The sequence below is a fragment of the Pseudomonas sp. 22526 genome (assembly GCF_052044735.1).
Taxonomy (GTDB): domain Bacteria; phylum Pseudomonadota; class Gammaproteobacteria; order Pseudomonadales; family Pseudomonadaceae; genus Aquipseudomonas; species Aquipseudomonas piscium.
The window spans coordinates 251,633-271,372 of the sequence record NZ_JBQENK010000003.1; the positions used below are offsets into that span (position 1 = coordinate 251,633).

Genomic DNA, 19,740 nt, shown 5'->3' on the forward strand with positions numbered 1-19,740 from the left:
GGTCAGACTCCTTGTTCGCTGAGCCACAGGTTCAGCGCGGCCAGTTGCCACAGCTTGGAGCCGCGCAACGGCGTCAGCTGGCCTTGTGGATCGGTCAGCAGGCGGTCGAGCATCGCCGGGTTGAACAGGCCACGGTCCTGGCTCGGGTCGAGCAGCAGCTCGCGCACCCAGTCCAGGGTGTCGCCCTGCAGGTGCTTGAGGCCGGGCACCGGGAAGTAGCCTTTCTGGCGGTCGATCACTGCGCTGGGGATCACCAGGCGCGCGGCTTCCTTGAGCACCTGCTTGCCGCCATCGGGCAGTTTGAATTTGGCGGGCACTCGCGCCGACAGCTCCACCAGCCGGTAGTCGAGGAACGGCGTGCGCGCCTCCAGGCCCCAGGCCATGGTCATGTTATCCACACGCTTGACCGGGTCGTCGACCAGCATCACGGTGCTGTCCAGGCGCAGGGCCTTATCCACAGGCTCGGCGGCACCGGGCTGGGCGAAATGCTCGCGGACGAAATCGCCGGCGGCGTCGTTGGCGGTCAGCCACCGCGGCTGCACGGTGGCCGCGTAGTCGTCGTAGCTGCGGTCGAAGAAGGCCTCGCGGTAGGCCGCATAGGGATCGCTGGCGCCATCCACCTGCGGGTACCAGTGGTAACCGGCGAACAGCTCATCGGCGCCCTGGCCGCTCTGCACCACCTTGCAGTGCTTGGCGACTTCCCGGGACAGCAGGTAGAAGGCGATGCAGTCGTGGCTGACCATAGGTTCGCTCATGGCGCGGAACGCCGCCGGCAGTTGCTCGATGATCTCCCGTTCGTCGATGCGCAACTGATGGTGATCGGTGCCGTAGTGGCGGGCGATCAGGTCCGAATACTGGAACTCGTCACCGCGTTCGCCGCCGGCATCCTGGAAGCCGATGGAGAAGGTCGAAAGGTTATCCACACCCACTTCCCGCAGCAGGCCGACCAGCAGGCTCGAATCGACGCCGCCGGACAGCAGCACGCCGACATCCACCGCCGCCCGTTGACGGATTGCCACCGCTTCGCGGGTGCTGTCGAGCACCCGGTCGCGCCAGTCTTCCAGGCTCAGCCCGGTTTCATCGGCACGCGGGCCGTAGGGCAGGGTCCACCAGGTTTGCTGTTCGGTGCGGCCGTCGGCCTCGATGCGCATCCAGGTGGCCGGCGGCAGTTTCTCGATGCCCGCCAACAGGGTGCGCGGCGCTGGCACCGCGGCATGGAAGTTCAGGTAATGGTTGAGCGCCACCGGGTCGAGCAGCGGGTTGATGTCGCCGCCCTTGAGCAACGCCGGCAAGGTCGAGGCGAAACGCAGGCGTTGGTCGGTGCGCGACAGGTACAGCGGCTTGACGCCCAGGCGGTCGCGGGCGATGAACAGGCGCTTGGCATCGCGCTCCCAGATGGCGAAGGCGAACATGCCATTGAGCCGCGGCAACAGCTCGGCGCCCCATGCGTGATAACCCTTGAGCAGCACCTCGGTGTCGCCGCCGGAATAAAAGGCGTAGCCCAGGCTTTCCAGCTCGGCGCGCAGTTCGGGGAAGTTGTAGATCGCGCCGTTGAAGGCCAGGGACAGGCCCAGTTGGTTGTCGATCATCGGCTGGGCCGAGCCGTCCGACAGGTCCATGATTTTCAGGCGCCGATGGCCCAGGGTTATCGGGCCCTGGCTATGGAAGCCCCAGGCGTCGGGGCCACGAGGGGCGAGGTGGTGGGTGATTCGTTCAACCGCTGCCAGGTCGGCGGGTTGATGATCAAAACGTAGTTCTCCAGCTAATCCGCACATAAGTCCTTACCGGTTTTTCCGTTGGGGAGGGATGAATCGCGACCGGCCAGAAACGGCAGGTACTCGGAAACTGACCCAGGTGAAACCCTGGAGTTTTAGACCGATGGGTTATAAGCGGCGGGACGCTAGTGCGTTGCCGGCCGAGGGAAAGGCCTTGATCTGCCTGGAGTTTTGTCGCGAGGGCAGGCCCCGTGGGCGTTTGCGGGGCGATGGCGAAGCGATGCCAGGGCGCCTGGCATCGCGGTTTGGTTTCATGGCTTGCCGCGAATCAACCGACGCAAGGCAAAGCGGTTGGGATGACAGGCTTCGGCCACGCTGCGCGGCAGGGGCAGGGGTTCGTTGTCCAGCCAGGCGGCCAGCAACTCACCGGACAGCGGCGCGGTGATCAGCCCGCGCGAGCCATGGCCGCTGTTGATGTACAGGCCGTCCAGCCAGGGGCAGGGCAGGTCCGGAACCTGGCGCGCGTCCTTGCCCAGCACCGCGTAGACTTCGGCGAATGCCGCCTGGTCCGCCAGGGGGCCGACGATCGGCAGATAGTCCGGGCTGGTGCAACGGAAGGCGGCGCGTCCTTCGAGGGTTTCCGCTTGCAGCCGGTCAGCCTCCAGGCGCTCCACCAGATCCTGGGAGATCTCTTCGAGCATCTGCAGGTTGCCCGCATGCTCGGCGGCGGTGGGCGTCAGGTCGTCGCTCTTGAAGTCGAAACTGGCGCCCAGGGTGTGTTCGCCCAGGCGCGCGGGGGCGACGTAACCCTCGGCGCAGACCACGGTGGCCAGGCTCTGGCTGCGCGGAGTCTGCGGCAGACGGGTGATCTGTCCGCGAATGCGCTTGAGCGGCAGCTCGGCGCTGGCCGGGAAGCGCTTGATCTCGGCGGCGCCGGCGAGGATCACCACCTCGGCACTGGCCAGCAGCCGCTCACCGTCCCAGGCTTGCCACTGGCCATCGACCCGGCGCAATTCCACTACATCCTGATGGGGCAGCAGGCGAATCCGCGGGTGCGCGGCCTGCCACTGGCACAGGGCCGGCGGATGCACCCAGCCGCCTTCCGGGTAGAACAGCCCGCCGTGGGCCAGGCCGACGCCAGCCAGGGCCTGGGCCTGGTGTTGCTCCAGCTGATGCAACAGGTCCGCCGGGAAGGCCGCCGCCAACTGCGCTTGGCGCTCGGCCTCCTTGGCGTTGAAGGCCAGTTGCAGCACGCCGCAGCTGTCCCAGTCGACACCCCGTTGCAGCTGTTCGAGCAGGCGTCGGGTGTAGCCGAAACCGCTGAGGATCATCTGCGACAGGGCGGTGCCGTGGGCCGAGAGTTTCAGGTACAGCACGCCCTGCGGGTTGCCCGAGGCTTCCTGGGCCAGTTGCCCGTGGCGCTCCAGCAGGCTGATCCGCCAGCCCCGTGCGGCGAGGCTGGCGGCGCTGGCGCAACCGGCCAGGCCGGCGCCGATCACCAGGGCGTGTTTGTCCTGGATCTGTTGCGTCGGGCGGGCGAACCAGGGCTTGCTGGCGGCAGGCAGTGGCGTGTCTTCGGGCCAGCCGAGAAACTCGCCGCGCAGCACTTCCCACTTGTGGCCGATGCCCGGGGTGCGCTTCATCTTGAAGCCCGCGGCATTCAGCAGGCGGCGCACCCAGCCGGTGCTGGTGAAGGTGCTGATGCTCGAGCCCGGAGCGGCCAGGCGCGCCAGTTCGGCGAACAGCTCGGCGGTCCACATCTCGGGGTTTTTCGCCGGGGCGAAACCGTCGAGGAACCAGGCATCGACCTGTCCGTCGAGTTGCGGCAACTGCTCCAGGGCATCGCCGATCAGCAAGGTCAGGGTGACGCGGCCCTCGTCCAGCACCAGGCGTTGAAAACCCTGATGCACGGCGACATAGGCACGCAACAGGCGCTCGGCCAGCGGCCCCAGTTCCGGCCACAGGGCCAGGGCGCGTTGCAGGTCCGCTGGCGTCAGCGGGAATTTTTCCACGCTGACGAAATGCAGGCGCGCGCTGGGGTCGGCCTGTTGTTCGAACAACTGCCAGGCGCAGAGAAAATTCAGGCCGGTGCCGAAGCCGGTCTCGCCGATGACGAAGCACCCGCCGGGCGGCAACGCGGCAAAACGCTCGCGCAGGCGGTTCTGTTCAAGAAACACATGGCGGGTTTCATCCAGGCCCGAGTCGGTGGAGAAATACACATCGTCGAAAACCCGCGAACGCGGGCGGCCCTGGTCGTCCCAGTCGAGCTGGGCGTGGGGCTGGGTGTGGGGCAATTCAGCGGTCATGTTCGGCTCGGTAACGGCAAGGCGACCATTCTAGCCGATAGACACAGGGGGTAATGATCCAGGGCAATGGCCGGCATGTTTGATGCCGACAAAGCATGGGTCGATCCGCTAGTCTTGCTCAATCTTGCCAGGGAGTCGCTCATGTTCGAATCTGCCGAAATCGGTCACGCCATCGACAAAAAAACCTTTGACGCTGAAGTCCCGGCCTTGCGTGAAGCGCTGCTGGAAGCCCAGTTCGAGCTGAAGCAGAAAGCCCGTTTTCCGGTGATCGTATTGATCAACGGCATCGAAGGCGCCGGCAAGGGCGAGACGGTGAAACTGCTCAACGAGTGGATGGACCCACGCCTGATCGAGGTCCGTACCTTCGATCAGCAGACCGACGAGGAGCTGGCGCACCCACCGGCCTGGCGCTATTGGCGGATGCTCCCGGCCAAGGGCCGCATGGGGGTGTTTTTCGGCAACTGGTACAGCCAGATGCTCCAGGGGCGGGTACACGAGCTGTTCAAGGACGGCCGTTTCGACCAGGCCATCGCCGGCGCCGAGCGCCTGGAGAAGATGCTGTGCGACGAAGGCGCGCTGATCTTCAAGTTCTGGTTCCACCTCTCCAAGAAACAGATGAAGGCCCGCCTCAAGTCGTTGCAGGACGACCCGCTGCACAGCTGGCGAATCAGCCCGCTGGACTGGCAGCAGTCGGAGACCTACGACAAGTTCGTCAAATATGGCGAGCGCGTGTTGCGCCGCACCAGTCGCGACTACGCGCCCTGGCATGTGATCGAAGGCGTGGACCCGCATTACCGCAGCCTGGCGGTGGGCAAGATTCTCCTCGAGGGCCTGCAGAGCGCGCTCAACCGGCCGACGCTCGAAGTCGAGTCCCATGTGGCGCCGCTGGGCGAGGCGGTCGACAAGCTGACCCTGCTCGACAGCCTGGACATGAGCCAGAGCCTGGACAAGGACGACTACGAGGAACAACTGATTACCGAACAGGCGCGCCTGGCCGGCCTGCTGCGCGACAAGCGCATGCGCAAGCACGCGCTGGTGGCGGTTTTCGAGGGCAACGATGCCGCCGGCAAGGGCGGGGCGATCCGCCGGGTGGCGGCGGCGCTGGACCCGCGCCAGTACAGCATCGTGCCGATTGCCGCGCCGTCCGAGGACGAGCGCGCCCAGCCTTATCTGTGGCGCTTCTGGCGGCATATTCCGGCACGGGGCAAGTTCACCGTGTTCGACCGCTCCTGGTACGGCCGGGTGCTGGTGGAGCGGGTCGAGGGCTTTTGCAGCCCGGCGGACTGGTTGCGCGCCTATGGCGAGATCAACGACTTCGAGGAGCAGCTCGAGGACGCCGGGGTGATAGTGGTCAAGTTCTGGCTGGCGATCGACAAAGAGACCCAGCTGGAGCGTTTCCAGGCCCGCGAAGAGATTCCGTTCAAGCGTTTCAAGATCACCGAGGACGACTGGCGCAACCGCGACAAATGGGACGCCTACCGCGCCGCCGTCGGCGACATGGTCGACCGCACCAGCACCGAGGTCGCGGCCTGGACCCTGGTGGAGGCCAACGACAAGCGCTGGGCCCGGGTCAAGGTGCTGCGCACCCTCAACCGCGCGCTGGAAGAGGCATTCGACAAGTCCGAGAAGAAGGACAAGAAAGGCAAGAAATAACTGCCGCGGGTTGCGAGCGGGTCAAGGCACGAGCCCGGTGCCGCGATGGTTTTGCATACGCCGGATGAATGATCGTCGCGGTCGGGCAAGGGCTGGATCTATGCTCGACCCACTCACAACCGACAACAACAATGAGGTATGCCATGCGTGAAGTGGTGATCGTCGATAGCGTGCGGACCGGCCTGGCCAAGTCCTTTCGCGGCAAGTTCAACCAGACCCGTCCGGATGACATGGCCGCCCATTGCGTCAATGCGCTGCTGACCCGCAACGGTATCGACCCGGCCAGCGTCGAGGACTGCATCGTCGGCGCCGGTTCCAACGAAGGCGCCCAGGGCTACAACATCGGGCGCAACGTCGCGGTGCTGTCCCGCCTGGGCACCGGTACCGCGGGCATGACCCTCAACCGTTTCTGCTCTTCCGGCCTGCAGGCGATCGCCATCGCGGCCAACCAGATCGCTTCCGGTTGCAGCGACATCATTGTCGCCGGCGGCGTCGAGTCCATCAGCCTGACGATGAAAAGCGTCAACACCGACAACCTGATCAACCCGCTGCTCAAGGAGCAGGTGCCGGGCATCTATTTCCCCATGGGCCAGACCGCCGAGGTGGTGGCCCGGCGTTACAACGTGAGTCGCGAGGAGCAGGACCTGTACGCCCTGCAAAGCCAGCAGCGCACCGCGGCGGCCCAGGCGGCCGGGCTGTTCGACGACGAGATCGTGGCGATGGCGGTGAAGTACCGGGTCGAGGACAAGAACAGCGGTCAGGTGCAGATCCTCGACGGCGTGGTCGATCGCGACGACTGCAACCGTCCGGACACCACCCTGGAAAGCCTGGCCGGCTTGAAGCCGGTGTTCGCCGAAGACGGTTCGGTGACCGCGGGCAACTCCTCGCAATTGTCCGATGGCGCGTCCATGACCCTGGTCATGAGTCTGGAGCGGGCCCTGGCGCTGGGGCTCAAGCCCAAGGCGTTCTTCCGCGGTTTTACCGTGGCCGGTTGCGAGCCGGACGAAATGGGCATCGGCCCGGTGTTCTCGGTGCCCAAGCTGCTCAAGGCCAAGGGCCTGCAAGTGGACGACATCGACCTCTGGGAGTTGAACGAGGCCTTCGCGTCGCAATGCCTGTACAGCCGCAACCGGCTGCAGATCGACAACGCCAGGTACAACGTCAACGGTGGCTCGATCTCCATCGGCCACCCGTTCGGCATGACCGGTTCGCGCCAGGTCGGCCACCTGGTGCGCGAACTGCAACGGCGCAACCTGCGCTACGGCATCGTCACCATGTGCGTGGGCGGCGGCATGGGCGCGACCGGGTTGTTCGAAGCGGTGCGCTAAACCGTCAGACGGGGGCGGAACCTATCGCGGGNAGCACGCCATCTTCTTCTGTAGGAGCGAGGCTTGCCCGCGATGCTTTTTACGACCAGCACAATCCCAATCGCGCTCAACGGGCAACTGTCCCTGTGTTCGTCACAGCCCTCGGGCCTAGAATGCGGGCTCTCTCCATCAGGCTTTTGGGGGTCGCATGCACATCTCGTCCGGTCGCTGGGTTTACGGCTTGTTCCTCGCACTGCTTACGGCGCTGCTGTGGGGCATCCTGCCGATCAAGCTCAAGCAGGTGTTGCTGGTGATGGACCCGGTGACCGTGACCTGGTTTCGCCTGTTGGTGTCCGGTGGTTTCCTGCTGATCTACCTGGCGGCGGTCAAGCGCTTGCCCAGCTGGCGCGTGCTCGGGCCGCGTGGCGGCTGGCTGGTGCTGATGGCTGTCTGCGGGCTGGTGGGCAACTACGTGCTGTACCTGATGGGGCTGAACCTGCTGAGCCCCGGCACCGCGCAACTGGTGGTACAGATGGGGCCGATCCTGCTGCTGATCGCCAGCCTGTTTGTGTTCAAGGAGCGTTTCAGCCTGGGGCAGGGCATTGGCCTGGCGGTGCTGCTGATCGGTTTCGGGCTGTTTTTCAACCAGCGCCTGACCGAGCTGCTGACGTCCTTGAGCAACTACACCGCCGGTGTGCTGACGGTGCTCGCCGCCTCGGCGGTCTGGACCTTCTACGCCCTGGGCCAGAAGCAGTTGCTGACGGTGTGGAACTCCTTGCAGGTGATGATGGTGATCTACCTGTTCTGCGCGCTGTTGCTTACCCCTTGGGCCCATCCCCTCGAAGCGCTGGAGTTGAGCCCGCTACAAGGCTGGCTGTTGCTGGCCTGCTGTCTGAATACCCTGATTGCCTACGGTGCCTTCGCCGAAGCGCTGGCCCATTGGGAGGCGTCGCGAGTCAGTGCCACCCTGGCGATCACGCCCTTGGTGACCTTCGCCGCGGTGGCTGTGGCAGCCTGGTTGTGGCCGGAATACGTGCATGCCGAACAGATCAACGGCCTGGGTTATGGCGGGGCGGTGCTGGTGGTGCTGGGGTCGGCGTTGACGGCCCTGGGGCCTTCGCTGATGGCTGGGCTCAAGGCGCGGCGGGTGCGTATGCAAGTGCCGGAGAGATAGGGTGCGTCATCCTTGATCGCGGGCAAGCCCCTATCCTGTAGGAGCGAGGCTTGCCCGCGATAGCGTCTGTTCAATCACCGCCTTCCATCAACCCTGCTTGCCAGCCTCCAGCATGTTTTCCGGCCGCACCCAGGCATCGAACTCTTCATCCGTCAGATAACCCAGCTCCAGGGCCGCCTCACGCAAGGTGCGGTTCTCGGCATAGGCCTTCTTGGCGATCTCGGCGGACTTGTCGTAGCCGATATGGGTATTGAGGGCGGTGACCAGCATCAGCCCGCGTTCCAGGTGATCGGCCATCTGCACCGGGTCGGGCTCCAGCCCGGCGATGCAGTGCTGCTGGAAGTTGCTGCAGCCGTCGGCGAGCAGGCGCACCGATTGCAGCAGGTTGTGGATGATCACCGGCTTGAACACGTTCAGTTGCAGATGGCCCTGGCTGGCGGCGAAGCCGATGGCGACGTCGTTGCCCAGCACCTGGCAGGCCAGCATCGACAGGGCTTCGCACTGGGTCGGGTTGACCTTGCCCGGCATGATCGAACTGCCCGGTTCGTTGGCCGGCAGCCTGATCTCGGCCAGCCCGGCCCGTGGTCCGGAGCCGAGCAGGCGCAGGTCGTTGGCGATTTTCATCAGGCACACCGCGAGGGTCTTCAGGGCGCCGGAGAGGGTGGTCAGGGGTTCGTGGCCGGCGAGGGCGGCGAACTTGTTCGGCGCGGTGACAAACGGCAGCCCGGACAGGGCCGCCAGTTCGGCGGCGATCGCCTCGCCGAAACCATGGGGCGAGTTCAGCCCGGTGCCGACGGCGGTACCGCCCTGGGCCAGTTCGCACACCGCCGGCAGGGCCGCGCGAATGGCGCGCTCGGCGTAGTCCAGCTGCGCGATGAAGGCCGACAGTTCCTGGCCGAAGGTGATGGGCGTGGCGTCCATCATGTGGGTGCGCCCGGTCTTCACCAGCTTCATGTGGCGTGCCGCGAGTTCGGCCAGGCCGCCGGACAGTTCGGCGATCGACGGCAACAGATGCTGCTGCACCGCCTGGGCCGCGGCGATGTGCATCGCCGTGGGGAAGCAGTCGTTGGAGCTTTGCGAGCGGTTCACGTGGTCGTTGGGGTGCACCGGCGACTTGCCGCCGCGCGGGTTGCCGGCCAGTTCGTTGGCGCGACCGGCGATCACCTCGTTGACGTTCATGTTGCTCTGGGTGCCGCTGCCGGTCTGCCAGACCACCAGCGGGAACTGGTCGTCATGCTGGCCGTCCAGCACTTCGTCGGCGGCCTGTTCGATCAGCCGGGCGATGTCGGCGGGCAGGTCGCCGTTGCGGTCGTTGACCCGGGCCGCGGCCTTTTTGATCAACGCCAGGGCATGCAGGACCGACAGCGGCATGCGCTCGTTGCCAATGGCAAAGTTGATCAGCGAACGCTGGGTCTGGGCGCCCCAATAGGCGTCGTCCGGGACTTCAACCTGGCCAAGGCTGTCGGTTTCGATTCGACTCATCGTGCTCACTCCTGTAGGTCTGATTGCGCAGTTTAGGCCGTGATCCTTCGCCTGGGTTCCATAAAGCGCCTTTTGTGTCGTTTGGTCGAGCAAATGCAGGTACCACAAGGCTTGGGGTTGAGCGGCAGAGTTTTTTAGGCGCAGAATGGTCGCCCTTGGGGTTATACCTCGCCTGCTAGAAAAGGAAACTCGATGACTCGTCTTCGTGCCATCTGTACCGCGGTTGCTCTGGTTTGCGCCAGCGGCCAGGTGCTTGCCGATACCGCCAGCCACAACGCCAGTGCCGAAGCTTTCCTGACCCTGGCGCACGCTGACAAGCTGGGCACTCCGGTGTACATGCAAGTGCAGCAAATGTTCGCTCAGCGTTTTGAACAGACCAAAGCCCCAGAGTCGAAAAAAGCCGTACTGGAAACCTACCAGGCCAAGGCCAATGCCGCCCTGGACCAGGCCATCGGCTGGAACAAGCTGAAGCCGGACATGGTCAAGCTCTACACCAGCAACTTCAGCGAATCCGAGCTCAAGGACCTGGTGGCGTTCTACCAGTCGCCGCTGGGCAAGAAAGTCCTGGAAAAAATGCCGCAACTGACCCAGCAATCGGCCCAGATGACCCAGGCCAAACTGGAAAGCGCGGTACCGGTAGTCAACAAGCTGCTGGCCGACATGACCGCCGAGCTCGAGCCTAAGGCCGCTCCGGCGAAGAAGAAGTAAGCGGAGCCAGGAATGACCATGCAACAACGTATCGAATCGGCGCTGGGCGCATTGCAGCCTGAGCATTTGCAGGTGCTGGATGAAAGCCACATGCACAGCCGCGGTCTGGAAACCCATTTCAAGGCCGTGCTGGTCAGTGAGCAGTTTGCCGGGCTCAACAGCGTTAAGCGTCACCAGAAGGTCTACGCGACCCTGGGCGAGCTGATGGGCCAGTTCCATGCGTTGGCGTTGCATACCTACACGCCGGAAGAATGGGCGAAGATCGGCGTGGCCCCGGCCTCGCCGACCTGCGCTGGCGGCAGCAAGCATTAACCACAGGTTTTTTGCTAGAATCCGCAACGCGCCGCTCAGTCGGCGCGTTTTTTTTGCATCCGGTTCACCCTTTGCGAGGGTAGCCACCTGGAGAATTACCCATGACACAACCGATTGTCGTGGCGGCACTGTATAAGTTCGTCACCCTCGAAGATTACGTTTCCCTGCGCGAACCGCTGCTCAACGCGATGCTCGACAACGGCATCAAGGGCACCCTGCTGATCGCCGAAGAAGGCATCAACGGCACCGTGTCCGGCAGCCGCGAAGGCATCGACGGGCTGCTGGCCTGGCTCAGGAACGACCCGCGCATGGTCGACATCGATCACAAAGAGTCCTACTGCGACGAACAGCCGTTCTACCGCACCAAGGTCAAGCTCAAGAAAGAGATCGTGACCCTGGGCGTGCCCGGCGTCGACCCGAACAAGAAGGTCGGCACCTACGTCGAGCCGCAGGACTGGAACGCGCTGATCAGCGACCCGGAAGTGCTGCTGATCGACACCCGCAACGACTACGAAGTGTCGATCGGCACCTTCGAAGGCGCCATCGACCCGAAGACCACCAGTTTTCGCGAGTTCCCCGACTACATCAAAGCCAACTTCGACCCGAGCAAGCACAAGAAGGTCGCGATGTTCTGCACCGGCGGCATTCGTTGCGAGAAAGCTTCGAGCTACATGCTCAGCGAAGGTTTCGGCGAGGTCTTCCACCTCAAGGGTGGCATCCTCAAGTACCTCGAAGAGGTGCCGCAGCAGGAGAGCAAGTGGCAGGGCGACTGCTTCGTCTTCGATAATCGGGTGACCGTGCGCCACGACCTCAGCGAAGGCGACTACGATCAATGTCATGCCTGCCGCACGCCGGTAAGCGTCGAAGATCGCGCCAGCGAGCACTATGTACCGGGTATCAGCTGCCCGCATTGCTGGGACTCGCTGAGCGAGAAAACCCGCCGCAGCGCCATCGACCGGCAGAAGCAGATTGAACTGGCCAAGGCTCGCAACATGCCGCACCCGATCGGTTACAACTACAAGCAATCTTCTTCCGAGGCCTGAGCCATGTCTGCCCGCCTGCTCTATGTGATGGACCCTATGTGTTCGTGGTGCTGGGGCTTCGCTCCGGTGGCCGAGGCCCTGGTCGAGCAGGCGCGCGCAGCGGGCGTCGAGTTGCATCTGGTGGTGGGCGGCCTGCGCACCGGCAGTGGCGCGGCACTGGAGCCGACCACCCGCCGCTACATCATCGAACACTGGCAGGCGGTCACCGAGGCCACCGGCCAGCCGTTCAAATTCGAGGGCGCCTTGCCCGACGGTTTTGTCTATGACACCGAGCCTGCGTGCCGCGCCATCGTGACGGCGCGCAGCCTGGCGCCGGATTGCGCCTGGAAGCTTTTGCGACTGATCCAGCAGGCCTTTTACGTCGAAGGCCGTGACGTCACTCGCGCCAGCGTCCTGGTGGAGCTGGCGGAAGAGGCGGGCGTGCCGCGTATCGAGTTCGCCGAGGCGTTCGATCGCGCTGAACAGCATGCTGCCACCGCCGCCGACTTCACCTGGGTCCAGGACCTGGGGATCGCCGGCTTCCCGACCATGCTGGCCGAACGCAATGGCCAGCTGGCGTTGTTGACCAATGGCTACCAGCCCTTGAGTGAGCTTGCTCCATTGCTCGGCCGCTGGCTGGAGCGTGCCGCCTGTGCGTGATCTGGTTCGTGATCCACAAGCGCCGGAACCCGCCGATCGCCTGAGCTGGGCGGAAGTCCGCCGGCTGGCACTGCAGCATAAAAAAGCCCTGTGGATCGCCAACGGCGTGGCCGTTCTGGCGACGCTGTGCAGCGTGCCTATCCCATTGCTGCTGCCGCTGTTGGTGGATGAAGTGCTGCTGGGGCATGGCGATGCCGCGCTGAAGGTGATGAACCACGCCTTGCCCGCGGGTTGGCAGAGCGCCGCCGGCTACATCGGCCTGATGTTGCTGATCACCCTGATGCTGCGGTGCTCGGCGCTGCTGTTCAACGTGCTGCAGGCCCGGTTGTTCGCCGGGTTGGCCAAGGACATCGTCTATCGCATCCGCCTGCGGCTGATCGAGCGCCTCAAGCGCATTTCCCTGGGCGAGTACGAAAGCCTGGGCAGCGGCACGGTGACGACTCACCTGGTCACCGACCTCGACACCCTCGACAAGTTTGTCGGCGAGACCCTCAGCCGTTTTCTGGTGGCCATGCTCACGCTGGTGGGTACCTCGGGCATCCTGATGTGGATGCACTGGCAACTGGCGCTGCTGATTTTGCTGTTCAACCCCCTGGTGATCTACGCCACGGTGCAGTTGGGCAAGCGGGTCAAGCACCTGAAGAAGCTCGAGAACGACAGCACCTCGCGCTTCACCCAGGCGTTGACCGAAACCCTGGATGCGATCCAGGAAGTGCGTGCCGGCAACCGCCAGGGCTTTTTCCTCGGCCGCCTCGGCCGGCGTGCCCAGGATGTGCGGGATTACGCGATGGCTTCGCAATGGAAGAGCGACGCCTCCAATCGCGCCAGCGGGCTGCTGTTCCAGTTCGGGATCGATATCTTCCGCGCGGCGGCCATGCTTACCGTGCTGTTTTCCGACCTGTCCATCGGCCAGATGCTGGCCGTGTTCAGCTACCTGTGGTTCATGATCGGCCCGGTGGAGCAACTGCTGAACCTGCAATACGCCTACTACGCTGCCGGTGGCGCGCTGTCGCGCATCAACGAGCTGCTGTCGCGGGCCGACGAGCCGCAATATGCCGGCGGTGTCGACCCGTTCCAGGGGCGCGAGACCGTGGGGATCGAAGTCAGCGGCCTGAGCTTCGGTTACGGCGACGAACCGGTGCTGGACCAGATGAACCTGTCGATCGAGCCGGGGGAGAAGGTGGCGATAGTCGGCGCCAGTGGCGGCGGTAAAAGTACCCTGGTGCAGCTGTTGCTGGGGCTCTATACACCGCAGGCGGGTGTGATTCGTTTTGGCGGCAAGACCCAGCAGGAAATCGGTCTGGAAACCCTGCGCGAAAACGTGGCGGTGGTGTTGCAGCATCCGGCGCTGTTCAACGACAGCATTCGCGCCAACCTGACCATGGGCCGCGAGCGCAGCGACGAAGCCTGCTGGCGGGCGCTGGAGATTGCCCAGCTGGACTCGACGGTCCGCGCCCTGGCCAACGGCCTGGACAGTGTGGTCGGTCGCTCCGGCGTGCGTCTGTCCGGTGGCCAGCGCCAGCGCCTGGCGATCGCGCGGATGGTCCTGGCCGAACCCAAGGTGGTGATTCTCGACGAAGCCACCTCCGCCCTGGACGCCGCCACCGAGTACAACCTGCACCAGGCACTGACCCGTTTCCTCCACGGCCGGACCACCCTGATCATTGCCCACCGCCTGTCCGCGGTAAAACAGGCGGATCGGGTTCTGGTGTTCGATGGCGGGCAGATTGCCGAAGATGGCGACCATCAGCAGCTAATTGCCGACGGCGGCCTTTACGCCAAGCTTTACGGGCATTTGCAGCAAGTCCAACGACCTTGAGTTTTATCTGGTTTTCTGTGCTTAGTGCTTGAATTCCCTGGTGGAAATGACCCTCCTGGGGCACGGCCCTGTCGTGTCTCGACCGGCATCGTGCTTGAACGTCGCGGTCTGTGCGTTCGAAGCCGCGGAAATTAGCCTAGTCTGTGCTGTCAGGAGCGGTATTTTCTCGGGTGTTCATCTGGCAGTGCTTATGCAAGGGACCTCATGAAGCAAAAGCGGACTCTCGGAACGCCACGGCTATTGGGCATCGTCTGGCCATTTATTGCGGTGGTGTTGTTTCAAGCGCTGCTGGGGGGCCTCAGCTTATATGTCCTTTCGGCGGTACGTGGCTACGTTGCCGGAGAGAGCCTTTGGTCCAAGGGCCAGAAGGACGCCATCTACTACCTCAATCTCTACGCCGACAGCCGCGACGAGTCGATCTTCCTGAAGTACCAGAACGCCATTGCCGTGCCCCAGGGCGGGCATGAGCTGCGTGTTGCCCTGGATCAGCAGCCGCCTGACCTGAAGGCCGCGCGGGCGGGGATCCTCAAGGGCGGCAACCACCCCGACGACAGCGACAGTGTGATCTGGCTGTACCTGAACTTCCGCCATTTCAGCTACCTGGAAAAAGCCATTGACCTGTGGACCGTGGGCGACAGCTATCTGGTGCAGCTCGATAACGTAGCCCATGAAATGCACCGCGGCATTACCAGCGACCAGGCCTCCGAAGCCGATATCCAGCACTGGAAAAACCAGATTTTCGCCATCAACGATGGCGTGACGCCCGCGGCCAAGGCCTTCAGCGATGCGTTGGGCGAGGGGTCGCGGGTGATTCTGCGGCTGTTGCTGATCACCAACCTGGCCACCGCCCTGGGGCTGATTGTCCTGGCGCTGCTGCGCACCCATAAGCTGCTGACCCAGCGTCATGAGTTCGCCAGTGCCCTGCAGCTGGAAAAGGAGCGGGCGCAGATCACCCTGCAATCCATTGGCGACGGCGTCATCACCACCGACGTGGACGGCGCCATCGCCTACATGAACCCGGCCGCCGAGGAAATGACCCACTGGAAGGCCGAGCAGGCCGTGGGGCTGCCGCTGGCGGCTTTGTTCAACCTGCTGGACGAAAATGCCCAGGCCGACGGTTTCACCCTGATCGAGCACATCCTCAGCGGCCAGCTCAGTGGCGGCAGCGAGCACTCGAAGCTGATCCAGCGCCTGGACGGCAGCACGGTGTCGGTGACCCTGGTCGGCGCGCCTATCCAGAACGCCGGCAAGGTCAGCGGCACGGTGCTGGTGCTGCACGACATGACCCAGGAGCGCCAGTACATCGCCAATCTGTCCTGGCAGGCGACCCACGATGCCTTGACCGGCCTGGCGAACCGTCGCGAGTTCGAATACCGCCTGGAACAGGCGCTGCACAACCTGAGCCGGCAACCGGGGCGGCATGCGCTGATGTTCCTCGACCTGGACCAGTTCAAGCTGGTCAACGACACCTGCGGCCATGCGGCAGGGGACGAGCTGCTCCGGCATATCTGCGCCTTGCTCCAGTCGGGCCTGCGCGAGGGCGATACCCTGGCGCGCCTGGGTGGCGACGAGTTCGGCATCCTATTGGAGAACTGCTCGCCGGAAGCGGCGGAAAAGATCGCCGAGGGCCTGCGCCAGACGGTGCAGAACCTGCATTTTGTCTGGAAGGGCCGGCCCTTCGTCACCACGGTCAGCATCGGCCTGGTGCACGTGGCGCAAACCCCGACCACCCTCGAAGCCTCGCTGCGGGCCGCGGACATGGCGTGCTACATGGCCAAGGAGAAAGGGCGCAACCGGGTCCAGGTCTATCACGCGGACGATTCGGAGCTGTCCCTGCGGTTCGGTGAAATGGCCTGGGTCCAGCGCCTGCACATGGCCCTGGAGGAAAACCGCTTCTGTCTCTATGCCCAGGAAATAGCCGCCCTGGGTCATGTGGACCGGCTCGGCGGGCATATCGAGATTCTCCTGCGCCTGCACGACGAGGCCGGGCGGATGATCCTGCCCGACAGCTTCATCCCGGCCGCCGAGCGTTACGGCCTGATGACCTCTCTGGACCGTTGGGTGGTGGAAAATGTGTTCAAGATCATCGCCGAATGCATCCGCGAGGAGCGCGAAGGGCCCCTGGCGATGTGTGCGATCAATCTGTCGGGCGCGACCATCGGTGACGAGGCCTTCCTGGATTTCCTGCGCGAGCAGTTCATCGTCCATGGCGTGCCACCGGACCTGATTTGTTTTGAAATCACCGAGACCAGCGCTATCTCCAATCTCGGTAGTGCGATTCGATTTATCAACGAGCTCAAGGGCTTGGGCTGCCATTTCTCGTTGGACGACTTTTGCGCGGGAATGTCGTCATTCGCTTATCTCAAACATTTGCCTGTAGACTTCCTCAAGATCGATGGAAGTTTCGTAAAGGATATGCTGGACGACCCGATCAATCGCGCGATGGTCGAGGTGATCAACCATATCGGTCATGTGATGGGCAAACGCACGATTGCCGAGTTTGTCGAAACACCGCAGATTGAGCAGGCATTGTTGGAGATTGGCGTGGATTACGCTCAGGGCTACCTGATCGAGCGCCCGCAACTCTTTACCTGCGACAGCCTGCAGTGTCGGCCTTCACGACCACAGCCTCTGTTATTCAAGGCTCCTGGCACGTTCCGTTGAATCTCTCGCTGATCCGTACCATCACCATCAAAAGGAGCCCCGACAGTGATCGACGCATTCAACAGAACCGGTCCGCTCATGGACGCTGCAAGCTATCCGGCCTGGGCCCAGCAGCTGATCCAGGATTGCAGCGAGAGCAAGCGCCGCGTGGTCGACCACGAACTCTACCAGCGCATGCGCGACAACAAGCTCAGCAACAAGACCATGCGCCAGTACCTGATCGGCGGCTGGCCGGTTGTCGAGCAATTCGCCCTGTACATGGCGCAGAACCTGACCAAGACCCGTTTTGCCCGTCACCCCGGTGAGGACATGGCGCGGCGCTGGCTGATGCGCAATATTCGGGTCGAGCTCAATCATGCCGATTATTGGGTGAACTGGAGCCGCGCCCATGGCGTGAGCCTGGAAGACCTGCAGGCGCAGCAGGTCCCTCCGGAGCTGCATGCCTTGAGTCATTGGTGCTGGCACACCAGCTCCGCCGACTCGCTGATCGTGGCGATTGCCGCCACTAACTATGCAATCGAGGGGGCGACGGGTGAATGGTCGGCGCTGGTCTGCTCCAACGGCGTGTATGCGGCGGCCTTTCCCGAGGAAGAGCGCAAGCGGGCGATGAAGTGGCTGAAGATGCATGCCCAGTACGACGATGCGCATCCTTGGGAGGCGCTGGAAATCATCTGCACCCTGGCCGGCACGAAGCCGAGCAAAGCCTTGCAGGGCGAACTACGCCAGGCGATCTGCAAGAGTTATGACTACATGTACCTGTTCCTGGAGCGTTGCATGCAACAGGAAAAGACCCCGGCAGCCCGTGAGCGGATGGCGCTGGTCGAAGGTTGAGTGGCGGCCTCCGATGGAGGCGGCCCCAGCCATGCTCTCAGCCAGCCATCGCCAGGCGGTTGCGACCTTCGCGCTTGGCCACGTACAGCGCACTGTCCGCACGGCGCAGCAGGCTCTCGGCTGACTCCCCCGGCAGCAGGGTCGAGCAACCCAGGCTGACCGTCAGCTCGATCAATGTGCCATCCGCCCAGTAATCCTTGGCCTGAGCTGCCTGGCGCAGCCGTTCCCCCACCATGGCGGCGGCATCGCGGCCGGTGTTGGACAGCAGGATCAGGAACTCCTCGCCACCAAAACGAAACACCATGTCGACGTTGCGCAACTGCGCCTTGATGGCCGCGGCAACAGCCTTGAGCACTTCATCGCCGGCGCTGTGGCCGTGGCTGTCGTTGATTCTCTTGAAGTGATCGATATCCAGCATCAGCAGCGACAGCGGGTGCAGGTGGCGGCGGGCCATTTCAATTTCCCGTTGCAGCGTCTGGTCCATGGCGATCCGGTTGCCGGTATCGGTCAAGGGATCGCGCAGGGCGCTACGGGTCGCGGCCCGATAGAGCAGGGCATTGCGCATCGGGTAAAGCAGGGCGGACAGCAGGGATTCCAGATGCCCCTGTTCCTGGTCGCTGAAACGCTGATTGCGCCGAAACACCAACTCGCCCATGGACTCGCCTTCATGGCTCAGGCTGTAGCTGATGGAGTGGTGGCCGCGCTGGCCGAACTCCAGGCGCAGGTCGCTGGGCTTGTGCTGGTAAACCAGGGCATCCAGGGGCACAAGGCGTTGGGTTTCGCGAAAGAACAGGCCGAGAATGCGTTGCGGTTCCAGGCTGGTCTGTAATTGCAGGCTCAGTTGCTGGCGCAACTGGGCCAGGCTGACCGGGCGTTGCAGGAGTGGTGACTGCTGGCCAAAGCCCAGGCGTTGCAATTTGGCGCTATCGAAGTCAATTGCGTTGGTCTGGGTCGGTGTTTTCATATGGCGTGAGCCCCCCTGAGCACGTAATGCAGTCTTACTGGCTGGGTGAGAGCGGCACAGGGCTGCACGTCATACTGTTCCATCAGTCCCGCAGGACAAAGTGCCCACAGTCTAATCCGCTTTACGGTCCGTTATAAGCCCCGACCCGATCGCCGCCGAGTTTCGCCAGTACGCCGCGTATCCGAGGCAGATCAGAGCGAAAGTCGTGCCATTCGCGTCATCTGAATAAAACACGTTTGAATTCAGCGGGTTGGCTGGCAGTGCCGAATCTTGGCGTGGCCAAGGGTGGCATTTGTCTGGCGATGACAGAGTTGAGGCTGGCGGGAAAGGAGTGCCGCGACGGTATTCCGCCGCGGCCAAAGAAAGGATTACTGAGCGTCGAATGCCTGGCCGTTGATCCCGGCACTGTCCGGCCCCATGAGGTACAGGTAGACCGGCATGATCTCGTCGGGGGCCGGGTTGTTGCTCGGGTTCTCCCCCGGGTAGGCCTGGGCGCGCATGCTGGTGCGGGTAGCGCCCGGATTGACGCTGTTGGCGCGTACCGGTGCGACGCCGTCGACTTCGTCGGCCAGGGTTTGCATCAGGCCTTCGGTGGCGAACTTCGAAACGCCATAGGCGCCCCAGTAGGCACGGCCCTTGCGGCCAACGCTGCTGGAGGTGAACACCACCGAGGCGTCCTGGGACAGTTTGAGCAGCGGCAGCAGAGTGCTGGTCAGCATGAACATGGCGTTGACGTTGACTTGCATCACGCGCATGAAGTTCTCGCCCGACAGTTGTTCCAGCGGCGTGCGCGGACCAATGATCGAGGCGTTGTGCAGCAGGCCATCGAGGTGGCCGAATTCGGCCTCGACCATGGCGGCCAGTTCGTCGTACTGGTGCGGCAGGGCGGTTTCCAGGTTGAACGGAATCACCACCGGCTGAGGATGGCCAGCGGCTTCGATCTCGTCGTAGACCTGGGTCAGGTTGGCTTCGGTCTTGCCTAGCAGCAGTACGGTGGCGCCGTGGGCGGCGTAGGTCTTGGCGGCAGCGGCACCAATGCCACGACCGGCGCCGGTGACCAGGATGACCCGGTCCTTGAGCAGTTCGGGGCGGGCGGAATAATCAAACATAAAAACCTCGGGAA

At 63.7% G+C, this 19,740-nt stretch carries 15 protein-coding genes; 10 read left to right on the plus strand and 5 right to left on the minus strand.

Features of this window, described 5'->3' with window-relative positions; all coding sequences use genetic code 11:
• Positions 1-2: 2 nt before the first annotated feature.
• Positions 3-1,775: an N-acetylglutaminylglutamine amidotransferase gene (locus ACTJKT_RS06015; protein ID WP_440786490.1), complete on the minus strand. Its 1,773-nt coding sequence runs from the start codon at positions 1,773-1,775 to the stop codon at positions 3-5.
• 251 nt (positions 1,776-2,026) lie between these two features.
• The gene (mnmC, locus tag ACTJKT_RS06020; RefSeq protein ID WP_440786491.1) at positions 2,027-4,021 is read right to left on the minus strand and encodes a bifunctional tRNA (5-methylaminomethyl-2-thiouridine)(34)-methyltransferase MnmD/FAD-dependent 5-carboxymethylaminomethyl-2-thiouridine(34) oxidoreductase MnmC; all 1,995 of its coding nucleotides are present in this window, start codon (positions 4,019-4,021) and stop codon (positions 2,027-2,029) included.
• A gap of 141 nt (positions 4,022-4,162) precedes the next feature.
• On the opposite strand from mnmC, the gene pap reads away from it, so the two are divergent.
• From pap to ACTJKT_RS06035, 3 genes are all read left to right on the plus strand, one after another.
• The gene (gene pap, locus ACTJKT_RS06025; protein ID WP_440786492.1) at positions 4,163-5,674 is read left to right on the plus strand and encodes a polyphosphate:AMP phosphotransferase; all 1,512 of its coding nucleotides are present in this window, start codon (positions 4,163-4,165) and stop codon (positions 5,672-5,674) included.
• Between the two features lie 143 nt (positions 5,675-5,817).
• Positions 5,818-7,002 carry a thiolase family protein gene (locus ACTJKT_RS06030; protein ID WP_097304610.1) on the plus strand — a complete coding sequence of 395 codons (1,185 nt, stop codon included), beginning with the start codon at positions 5,818-5,820 and terminating at the stop codon, positions 7,000-7,002.
• A gap of 187 nt (positions 7,003-7,189) precedes the next feature.
• Positions 7,190-8,155 carry a DMT family transporter gene (locus tag ACTJKT_RS06035; protein ID WP_053280369.1) on the plus strand — a complete coding sequence of 322 codons (966 nt, stop codon included), beginning with the start codon at positions 7,190-7,192 and terminating at the stop codon, positions 8,153-8,155.
• A gap of 87 nt (positions 8,156-8,242) precedes the next feature.
• Here the strand turns inward: ACTJKT_RS06035 and ACTJKT_RS06040 are convergent, their stop codons facing one another.
• The gene (locus ACTJKT_RS06040) at positions 8,243-9,637 is read right to left on the minus strand and encodes a class II fumarate hydratase (RefSeq protein ID WP_440786493.1); all 1,395 of its coding nucleotides are present in this window, start codon (positions 9,635-9,637) and stop codon (positions 8,243-8,245) included.
• Positions 9,638-9,829: 192 nt separating this feature from the next.
• Here ACTJKT_RS06040 and ACTJKT_RS06045 point away from each other — a divergent pair, with 192 nt between their 5' ends.
• The 7 genes from ACTJKT_RS06045 (at position 9,830) to ACTJKT_RS06075 (ending at position 17,653) form a co-directional block, all read left to right on the plus strand.
• Positions 9,830-10,345, plus strand: a complete 516-nt coding sequence (locus ACTJKT_RS06045) for a DUF2059 domain-containing protein (protein ID WP_009045024.1) — start codon at positions 9,830-9,832, stop codon at positions 10,343-10,345.
• A gap of 12 nt (positions 10,346-10,357) precedes the next feature.
• Positions 10,358-10,657 (plus strand): BolA family protein, encoded by a 300-nt coding sequence (locus ACTJKT_RS06050; protein WP_007932228.1) that lies wholly within the window; start codon positions 10,358-10,360, stop codon positions 10,655-10,657.
• A gap of 101 nt (positions 10,658-10,758) precedes the next feature.
• Complete coding sequence (gene trhO / locus ACTJKT_RS06055; RefSeq protein WP_440786494.1) at positions 10,759-11,700, plus strand: oxygen-dependent tRNA uridine(34) hydroxylase TrhO; 942 nt, start codon at positions 10,759-10,761, stop codon at positions 11,698-11,700.
• 36 nt (positions 11,701-11,736) lie between these two features.
• Positions 11,737-12,339: a DsbA family protein gene (locus ACTJKT_RS06060; protein WP_440786590.1), complete on the plus strand. Its 603-nt coding sequence runs from the start codon at positions 11,737-11,739 to the stop codon at positions 12,337-12,339.
• Positions 12,332-14,158 (plus strand): ABC transporter ATP-binding protein, encoded by a 1,827-nt coding sequence (locus tag ACTJKT_RS06065; protein ID WP_097304608.1) that lies wholly within the window; start codon positions 12,332-12,334, stop codon positions 14,156-14,158. Before ACTJKT_RS06060 ends, ACTJKT_RS06065 begins: the two co-directional genes overlap by 8 nt.
• Before the next feature lie 204 nt (positions 14,159-14,362).
• Positions 14,363-16,822, plus strand: a complete 2,460-nt coding sequence (locus ACTJKT_RS06070) for an EAL domain-containing protein (RefSeq protein ID WP_440786495.1) — start codon at positions 14,363-14,365, stop codon at positions 16,820-16,822.
• A 78-nt stretch (positions 16,823-16,900) separates the two neighbouring features.
• The gene (locus ACTJKT_RS06075) at positions 16,901-17,653 is read left to right on the plus strand and encodes a TenA family transcriptional regulator (RefSeq protein ID WP_219736159.1); all 753 of its coding nucleotides are present in this window, start codon (positions 16,901-16,903) and stop codon (positions 17,651-17,653) included.
• Positions 17,654-17,690: 37 nt separating this feature from the next.
• On the opposite strand, the gene ACTJKT_RS06080 is transcribed toward ACTJKT_RS06075, so the two are convergent.
• Together ACTJKT_RS06080 and ACTJKT_RS06085 are read right to left on the minus strand one after the other, a co-directional pair.
• Entirely contained in the window at positions 17,691-18,617 is a 927-nt protein-coding gene (locus tag ACTJKT_RS06080) for a GGDEF domain-containing protein (RefSeq protein ID WP_274319695.1), read from the minus strand.
• Between the two features lie 368 nt (positions 18,618-18,985).
• Entirely contained in the window at positions 18,986-19,726 is a 741-nt protein-coding gene (locus ACTJKT_RS06085; protein ID WP_169914542.1) for a YciK family oxidoreductase, read from the minus strand.
• Positions 19,727-19,740: the final 14 nt, after the last annotated feature.